The organism is Streptomyces sp. NPDC021749 (genome assembly GCF_040640655.1).
GTDB lineage: Bacteria > Actinomycetota > Actinomycetes > Streptomycetales > Streptomycetaceae > Streptomyces.
The window spans coordinates 1-8,201 of record NZ_JBFACE010000090.1 but is presented as its reverse complement, the minus strand read 5'-3'; the positions used below and the strand labels follow the sequence as shown (position 1 = coordinate 8,201).

General features: G+C 71.2%; 6 protein-coding genes and 1 tRNA gene. 3 read left to right on the top strand and 4 right to left on the bottom strand.

What is annotated here, in order from left to right:
* Nucleotides 1-224: 224 nt before the first annotated feature.
* Both AB0G35_RS37065 and AB0G35_RS37060 read left to right on the top strand, forming a co-directional pair.
* Entirely contained in the window at nucleotides 225-1,022 is a 798-nt protein-coding gene (locus AB0G35_RS37065) for an ABC transporter permease (protein WP_360959151.1), read from the top strand.
* Complete coding sequence (locus tag AB0G35_RS37060; protein WP_360959148.1) at nucleotides 1,019-2,053, top strand: glycine betaine ABC transporter substrate-binding protein; 1,035 nt, start codon at nucleotides 1,019-1,021, stop codon at nucleotides 2,051-2,053. The genes AB0G35_RS37065 and AB0G35_RS37060 overlap by 4 nt, the downstream gene beginning before the upstream one ends.
* A 261-nt stretch (nucleotides 2,054-2,314) precedes the next feature.
* Here AB0G35_RS37060 and AB0G35_RS37055 read toward each other — a convergent pair whose 3' ends face one another.
* From AB0G35_RS37055 to AB0G35_RS37045, 3 genes are all read right to left on the bottom strand, one after another.
* Nucleotides 2,315-3,094, bottom strand: a complete 780-nt coding sequence (locus AB0G35_RS37055) for a S16 family serine protease (RefSeq protein WP_360959145.1) — start codon at nucleotides 3,092-3,094, stop codon at nucleotides 2,315-2,317.
* 195 nt (nucleotides 3,095-3,289) lie between these two features.
* Nucleotides 3,290-3,931 carry a helix-turn-helix domain-containing protein gene (locus tag AB0G35_RS37050; RefSeq protein ID WP_360959143.1) on the bottom strand — a complete coding sequence of 214 codons (642 nt, stop codon included), beginning with the start codon at nucleotides 3,929-3,931 and terminating at the stop codon, nucleotides 3,290-3,292.
* 474 nt (nucleotides 3,932-4,405) lie between these two features.
* Nucleotides 4,406-6,202 carry a DEAD/DEAH box helicase gene (locus AB0G35_RS37045; RefSeq protein ID WP_360959140.1) on the bottom strand — a complete coding sequence of 599 codons (1,797 nt, stop codon included), beginning with the start codon at nucleotides 6,200-6,202 and terminating at the stop codon, nucleotides 4,406-4,408.
* Between the two features lie 462 nt (nucleotides 6,203-6,664).
* Here AB0G35_RS37045 and AB0G35_RS37040 point away from each other — a divergent pair.
* Nucleotides 6,665-6,739: transfer RNA gene (locus AB0G35_RS37040), tRNA-Cys, on the top strand.
* Nucleotides 6,740-6,894: 155 nt separating this feature from the next.
* On the opposite strand, the gene AB0G35_RS37035 is transcribed toward AB0G35_RS37040, so the two are convergent.
* Complete coding sequence (locus tag AB0G35_RS37035) at nucleotides 6,895-7,785, bottom strand: hypothetical protein (protein ID WP_360959137.1); 891 nt, start codon at nucleotides 7,783-7,785, stop codon at nucleotides 6,895-6,897.
* Nucleotides 7,786-8,201 lie beyond the last annotated feature (416 nt).

Genomic DNA, 8,201 nt, shown 5'->3' with positions numbered 1-8,201 from the left:
AACGGCTCGCACTACTGGCCATGCACCCACCGGGACCGAGAGGTCACAACCCTACCGAAGAGGGCTGCAGAAGGGATGGTCCTCTAATGAGCATCCCCGACGGCCCCGGCGGCCCGGGCGGGTCCCGGGACGGCAGCCGGCCCCGGCCCGCGGGCAGCCGGCCGAGGCCCGGCGAGCACGGGGCGAGCGACCACGAGGCGTTCGCGTTCCGCGACAACGTCGAGATGGAGCAGCGGGAGCTGGCCGCCGGTGAGGCGCCCACCCCGTCGGCGGCCCGCGGCGGGCGGCGGATCAGCTGGCAGAAGTGGACGTTCATGCCGGCGTTCCTGTTCCTCACGCTGCTGGCCACCTGGCTGTGGTTCCGCGGCGCGCAGCTGGACTCGATCGCCCATCAGGCGGTGGACGACGGCAAGGTGTGGCTGGCGCTGCGGCAGCACATCGTGCTCACCGCCGTCTCCACGTTCTTCGTGCTGATCATCGCGATCCCGCTGGGCATCGCGCTGACCCGGTCGCGGCTGCGCCGGGCCACCCCGTTCGCGATGGCGTGCGCCAACCTCGGGCAGGCCGTCCCGGCGCTGGGCCTGCTGATCCTGCTGGTCATCTGGCTGGGCATCGGCGCCCGCTCAGCGATCGTCGGCATGGTCATCTACGCCGTGCTGCCGGTGCTGGCCAACACCATCGCCGGGCTGCGCGGTATCGACCCGACGCTGACCGAGGCGGCCCGCGGGATCGGCATGTCCCCCACCGGCGTGCTGACCAAGGTGGAACTGCCGCTGGCCGTCCCGCTCATCCTGGCCGGGGTGCGGACCGCGCTGGTGCTGAACGTGGGCACCGCGACGCTGGCCACGTTCGGCGGGGGCGGCGGGCTGGGCGATCTGATCTCGGCGGGCATCGTCACCCAGCGGATGCCGGTGCTGGTGCTCGGCTCGGTGCTGACGGTGGTGCTGGCGCTGTTCGTGGAATGGCTGGCGTCGCTCGCCGAACTGCTGCTGCGGCCCCGCGGCCTGGAGGTGGCCACATGAGGCGCGCGCCCCACCCCCGTCGCCCGGCACTCGGCTCCCGCGGCCCGGCGCCCCGCCGGTCCGCGGTCGCCGCGCTGCTCGCCGGACTGCTCGCCGGGCTGCTCGCCGGCGGCTGCGGCCTGGTCAGCGGCAGCGCGATGACCGACACCGTCCGTCCGGGCCCGAACGCCGGCTACCCGGACCGGCCGCTGACCGGGGCGCAGCTGACGGTGACGTCGAAGGAGTTCACCGAGCAGATCGTGCTCGGCCAGATCATGGGCCTGGTCTTCGAGGCGGCCGGCGCCACGGTCATCGACAAGACCAGCATCCAGGGGTCCATCGGCGCCCGGGAGGCCGTGAAGTCCGGCACCGCGGACGCCGCGTACGAGTACACCGGCACCGGCTGGATCACCTACCTCGGCCACACCAAACCGGTCGTCGACCCGCAGGAGCAGTGGCGGGTGGTCCGCGACGAGGACCGCAAGAACGGCCTGGTCTGGCTGCCGGCGTCGAAGCTGAACAACACGTATGCGCTGGCGCTGAACCCCGCCAACCAGAAGAAGCTGGGCGTGCACACCCTCTCGGACGTCGCCGCGCTGTCCCGCAAGGACCCCGGCGCGGTGACCCTGTGCGTGGAGAACGAGTTCGCCACCCGCAACGACGGTCTGCCCGGCATGGCCCGCGCGTACGGCATGCAGGTGCCGTCCGGCAACGTCCGCAAGATGACCGGCGGCGTCGTCTACACCGAGACGAAGAAGGGCACCTGTGCGCTGGGCGAGGTCTTCACCACCGACGGCCGGATCAAGGCGATGAACCTCAAGGTGCTCGCCGACGACAAGCACTTCTTCCCGAACTACAACGTCGCGCCCGAGATCAACGCGGCGTCCCTGAAGAAGTACCCGGCGATGGCCGAGGTCCTCGCCCCGGTCACCAAGGCCCTGAACAACACCGTCGCCCAGGAACTGAACCGCAAGGTCGACGTCGACGGCGAGGACCCCCACCAGGTCGCGAAGAACTGGCTGCTGAGGGAGGGGTTCATCAGGGAGGGGTAGGCGGGGGAAGCGTAGGCGGGGCGGGGTAGGGGGAAGGGTAGGCGGGGCGCGAAGCGGGGACGGCGTCCCCTCCCCGACTGCCGAGCGGGAATACCGCCCCAACGGGAATACCGCCCCCACCCCACACGTTGTGGCCCCGCAGGGGGCGCTCGCAACCCTTACGGGATCTGTTCGACCCGCCCCCTAGGTGAAGCGCCGCCCCCCAGCTGCCCTACGTCCCAGCCGCCCCCCCCGCCCCGGTGCTCATCAACTCCCCGGTGCTCAGCAGCTGGGCACGCGGCCGCCGTTGCGGAGGGCCTTGAGGGCCTTGACCGCGCTGTCGAGGGTGGTGACGGAGACCAGCCGCATGCCGCGCGGCAGCTCCGCGCGGGCGTCCGTGCACTCCTTGCGGGGCACCAGGAAGACCGTGGCCCCGTCGCGGTGTGCGGCCTGGGTCTTCAGTGCCACCCCGCCGACCGCCCCGACCTCGCCGTCCGCGGTGATCGTGCCGGTACCGGCGACGGTCCGGCCGCCGGTCAGATCGTGGCCCGCGCCGTCGCCGGCCAGCTTGTCGACGATGCCGAGCGCGAACATCAGCCCGGCGCTGGGGCCGCCGACGTCCGCGAGGCTCAGCTTGACCTTGACGTCCTTCGGGGACCTGCCGAGCTGCCCGAGCGCCGCCTCCGTCGCGCTGTCCTGCGACTCCTTCATCTGCCGGGCGTTGTGCTCGGCGATCTCCTCGGTGTTGTTGCCCACCGGGTAGACCGCTTCCCTGGGCATCACCGCCTCGTCGGAGCGGAACCAGCCCTTGAGGATGTCCGCCAGGTGGACGGAGGCCTCCGGGCCGGTGGCGACGATCGAGGTCATCCGCAGTTGCCCGCTGGTCTTACGGGTCCCCGCCCCGCTGATCGTGATCACCGGTTTGCCCTTGTCGTCGCCGAGGACGTTCGCCGTCATACCCGGATACGCCACCGAGTACGGCAGCGGAGCGAGGGCCGCGGTGACGAGGAGGGCGAGGACGAGGGCGGTGCAGACCGCCAGGGCGCGGGCGCGGGAAGACACCCCGCCACCCTAATTGACCCCCGCCCCACCAGGCCCGTAAGCCGCTGCGGGCTCACCACACGGCCACCGCCCCTTCACACTCCGGGGCCGACGGGCCGACGGGCCAGGCGGGCCAGGCGGGCCAGGCGGGCCAGGCGCGCCCGGACGGCCCGGGCGGACAGCTGAGCACATGCACCGCTCAGCACGCTGCACGGCTCAGCGCAGTGCCTCGGAGACCTCGCGGGCGGCGTCGATCACCCGCGGCCCGACCCGTTCGCAGACGGTGTCGGAGAGCATCACCACGCCCACGCTGCCCTCAATTCCGCTCACCCCGAGCAGCGGCGCCGCCGCGCCGCTGGCGCCGGCCTCCAACTCCCCGTGCGTCAGGGCGAGTCCGGCTTCCTGGAGGCGTCCCTGGCGGGCCTTGAGGATCGCCCGGCCGGCGGCCCCGCGGTCCAGCGGGTGCCGGAATCCGGCCCGGTAGGCCACGTGGTAGTCGGTCCAGGTCGGCTCCACCACGGCGACGGCCAGCGCTTCGGTGCCGTCGACGAGGGTGAGGTGCGCGGTGGCGCCCACGTCCTCGGCCAGTGACCGGAGAGCGGGCAGCGCGGCCTCTCGGACCAGCGGATGGACCTGCCGGCCCAGGCGCAGGACGCCCAGGCCGACGCGGGCCCGGCCGCCGATGTCGCGGCGCACCAGGGCGTGTTGCTCCAGGGTGGCGAGCAGGCGGTAGACGACGGTGCGGTTGACGCCGAGCTTGTTGGACAGCTCGGTGACGGTCAACCCGTGGTCGGTGTCGGCGAGGAGTTTGAGGACGCGCAGCCCTCGGTCGAGCGTCTGGGAGGTCTCTGCGGTCACGACGCCCTCCTGGTGTGAGTGGCGGCGCTCGACACGGCGTGCTGCGAGTCCCGGAGCAGCGCGCTCAAGAGGCCGCCGGCCGCATGGCACCGGCTGCGCTCCGCGGCGGCGCTGCCACGGGGCGTGTGCGTGAGCGGGACAGTAGCGAGCCAGTCCGGTCAGCGGAAGGGTCCGTCCAGAATCCGGGCTTTCCCGCCCGGAATATCCCGTTCCGTCCGCTCGAAAGGGCCCCGGAAGGGTTCCAGCAGGGACTTCCCCGGGGCGTCCGGTGTTTCAGCGAGGGCTACGAGGTGCCCCGTCCGTGACCGCTCGGCGGGCGACCCCCGTGCGACGACGGCGCGGCTGCCGAGCGCCCCGAGGAGCGCGCAAAGAGGAGCACGCAAAGAGGCGCGTGCAAGGAGCGCGAAAAAGGGGCCGGGTCCCGGCGCAGCGGACTGCCGCACCGGGACCCGGCCGAGCCGCGGGCCCAGGGCCTCACCGCATCCGCGTGGCCCACTCCCGCACCTTCTTGATGCGCTCGTTCAGCTGTCCGGCGGTGGCCTCCGCGCTCGGCGGTCCGCCGCACACCCGGCGCAGCTCGGTGTGGATCACCCCGTGGGGTTTGCCGCTCTGGTGGACGTACGCCCCCACCAGCGTGTTCAGCTGCTTGCGCAGCTCCAGCAGCTCCTTGTGCGTGACCACCGGCCGCCGCTCGGCCGGGATCTCCAGCAGGTCCGCGTCCGCGTCCGGCTTCTTCCGGCTGTGCGCGATCTGCCGGGCCTGCCGCTTCTGCAGCAGCAGCTGCACCTGGTCGGGCTCCAGCAGCCCGGGGATGCCGAGGTAGTCCTGCTCCTCCTCGCTGCCCGCGTGCGCCTGCATGCCGAACTCGGCACCGTCGTAGAGCACCCGGTCGAAGACCGCCTCCGACTCCAGCGCCTCGAACGAGAACTGCTCCTGCTCCCCGGTGTCCTCGTCCTGCTCCTTGTTCGCCTCCTCCATCTCCTTCTCGGATTCGGCGTACGGGTCCTCCTCGCCGTCCTTCTTCGGCTTGTCGAGCACGTGGTCGCGCTCGACCTCCATCTCGTTGGCGAAGCCGAGCAGCATCGGGACGGTCGGCAGGAACACCGAGGCGGTCTCGCCGCGCTTGCGGGACCGCACGAAGCGGCCCACGGCCTGCGCGAAGAACAGCGGCGTGGAGATCGTCGTGGCGTACACGCCCACCGCCAGCCGCGGCACGTCGACGCCCTCGGACACCATCCGCACCGCCACCATCCAGCGGTCCTGCGAGTGCGAGAAGTCGTCGATGCGCTGCGAGGCACCGGAGTCGTCGGACAGCACGAGGGTGGCGCCCTGCCCGGTGATCTCCCGGATCAGCTTGGCGTACGCCCGGGCCTGTTCCTGGTCCGAGGCGATGACCAGGGCGCCGGCGTCCGGGATGGCCTTGCGGACCTCGGTCAGCCGCTGGTCGGCCGCGCGCAGCACGTTCGGCATCCAGTCGCCGCGCGGGTCCAGCGCGGTCCGCCACGCCTGCGAGATCGCGTCCTTGGTCATCGGCTCCCCGAGCCGGGCCGCGATCTCGTCGCCCGCCTTGGTGCGCCAGCGCATGTTGCCGCTGTAGGAGAGGAAGATGACCGGCCGCACGACGCCGTCGGCGAGCGCGTTGCCGTATCCGTACGTGTAGTCCGCGGACGACCGCCGGATCCCGTCGTTCCCCTCCTCGTACGTCACGAACGGGATCGGGTTGGTGTCGGACCGGAACGGCGTACCGGTCAGCGCGAGCCGCCGGGTGGCCGGCTCGAACGCCTCCAGGCAGGCCTCGCCCCAGGACTTCGAGTCGCCGGCGTGGTGGATCTCGTCGAGGATCACCAGGGTCTTGCGCTGCTCGATGCGGTTGCGGTGCAGCATGGGGCGGACGCCGACGCCCGCGTAGGTCAGCGCGACGCCGTGGTACTCGCGGCCCAGCGGGCCGGCGCTGTACTCGGGGTCGAGCTTGATCCCTATCCGGGCCGCCGCCTCCGCCCACTGCTTCTTCAGGTGCTCGGTCGGCGCGACGACGGTCACCTGCTGCACGACGTGGTGGTGCAGCAGCCACGACGCGAGGGTGAGCGCGAAGGTCGTCTTACCGGCTCCCGGCGTCGCGACGGCGAGGAAGTCCCTCGGCTGCGTCTGGATGTACCGGTCCATGGCCGCCTGCTGCCAGGCACGCAGCTTGTTCGCGGTACCCCAGGGGGCCCGCCCCGGGAAGGCCGGGGACAGATGATGGCTGTTGGTGGCGCTGGTGGTGGTAGTCACGGTCTCCGTCGGCTGAACTCGGCTCTCGGCAACCGCGCCAGCGTACCGGGGGTGGGGCTTGCCACGTCTTCGGCTGCGGCGCCGTGGTGGTGGCGCTTTCCGGCGCCGCGTACGCACCCGGCCGTCCCGCCGCGGCGGGAGCTCGCCGTTGCTCCCCCGCTGCCTGAAGGGCGTGGGAGGTGCTCCCAGCGGCGGGCGTTTGGGTGTCGGGGCGGTGGCAGCCCTCCGGACGTCGTCCTCCGGTCCGCCCCCTCCCATGGGTGGGTGGTTGAGGCGGGCGGGGGGGGGCGGGCGTGATGTATTTCACCGTCCGCACGCGAGCCGGTGGGCGTCCGGGAGCACCGCACCGCCCGGCTGACCGCGGGTCGTTTGTTGCGCCGTGTTGCAGCCTCATGGCAGCTCGCCCCACAGCCTTCCGGGGCCCCCGCCGCGCGGCCTAGAGTCGGCAGCGCACCGCAACCCGGCCGTGTGCCCGAGTGGTTCAGGGGCTCGCCTGCAAAGCGAGTTACGTGGGTTCGAATCCCGCCACGGCCTCCAGTGCCTTGACCGGGCGGACGACAGGGCAGCACCCCGAAGAGGTGCCGCCCTGTCGCATGTCCGCGCAACCGGTTGCCCGCGGGGGCAGCGAGGGGACGGCTCGCCGACTGTCGGAGGCAGGCCCTTCCGTGAGGCCATTGCACGGCGCGCCGGGATCATTCGCTGCTCGGGCTCGCCCCGTCCTGCTCCCTAGCGATCTCCACGACCTTCCCCGCCACACCACCGTGGATGCTGCCGTTGAAGAACAGGGCATCTCCGTCGATCGTCGTTCCCTTCCCCTTCCCCGAGAAGTAAATATCCCTCAGCAGGCGGAGAGTCGGGAACAAATGAAGGAGGGAGAAGAGGAGGAAGGCGATTCTGACCACGCTGGCCAGTACGCCCCCCAGCTTCCCGTAGAACACCAGACCGCTGACCACCGGAGGTATGGCGAGGAGAAAGAACACGGACGCCAGGAAGGGGATCACATGGGCCCGATCCTCGACGTTCCGCTGGGAGTCCCGCTTCTGAACGTCCACACCGCCCTCGGCGTTCGACGTCTTGGCCCGCCACTGGGGCGCGCTGTGACCGTCCAGCACAAGGCTGAAGCCCACCTCTTCCCCTCGTTCCAGCTGCCCGATGGTGTAGACGATCCGGGAGCCCGACGACTCCGGACTCCTCTCGACCTCCAATTCAGGCTCGGGCTGCGGCGCCGGCGCGAGTTCCAGGACCTTCACGCCCGCCGGGATCTCGAAGCGGACCCGCTGATTTTTGATGACCGTGTTTCCGCTGTTCGTGAGTCTGTATCGGGCGGAATACAGATGGTTCACGTGGTTTCCGTTGTAGGAGATGCGCAGCTTGGCCCCGAGCTGGGGATCGATGCTGCCGAGGCCGGGCTCCGTGACGGAATCCCAGGAAACCCGCTTCCGCGGCTTCTGGCGTGATGCGAGGAAGTGGACCAGAAGAGTTCCGAAGACGCCAACAAATGCGCTCGCCAACCCGACGACGAGCTTTTCCTGCACCTCCGTCAAACCGGATGAAACGGCAGCAATGATGACGATGGTCGACACATGGCCTCCGATGTGATGCCCGTCACCTCATGCTAGAGAAAGCCGGTCAGCGGGCGGGTGGCTTCCGGAGAACGGGGTGCCTTCCTGGGCCCCGGAATCCTCAGTGCTGGACGTAGCGGCCCGGAGCTCGGGGTCGGCGGCCCGGAGCTCGGGGTCGGCGGCCCGGAGCTCGGAGCCGGCGGCCCGGAGGCTCCGGGGTCGGCGGCCGGAGGCAGTCGGCCGGCGAGCGGTCGCCAGCGGCCGCCGGCAGTGGGCGACGAACGCTGATACGGCGCACCTCGCGCCGCGCTTCCGGGGAGACGGAAAGCGGCCCGCCACCCCCTTGGGTTCTAGTGGTCGTCGCAACACCCCAGTTCAAGGGGTGCGATGGACTTCGAGATCCGTAAGGACCGTACGAAGCCTCAGGGCGGAAGAAG

Coding starts and splice junctions, on each gene's coding strand:
- AB0G35_RS37065 (WP_360959151.1), top strand. CDS start 225: ATGGAGCAGCGGGAGCTGGCCGCCGGTGAGGCGCCCACCCCGTCGGCG.
- AB0G35_RS37060 (WP_360959148.1), top strand. CDS start 1,019: ATGAGGCGCGCGCCCCACCCCCGTCGCCCGGCACTCGGCTCCCGCGGC.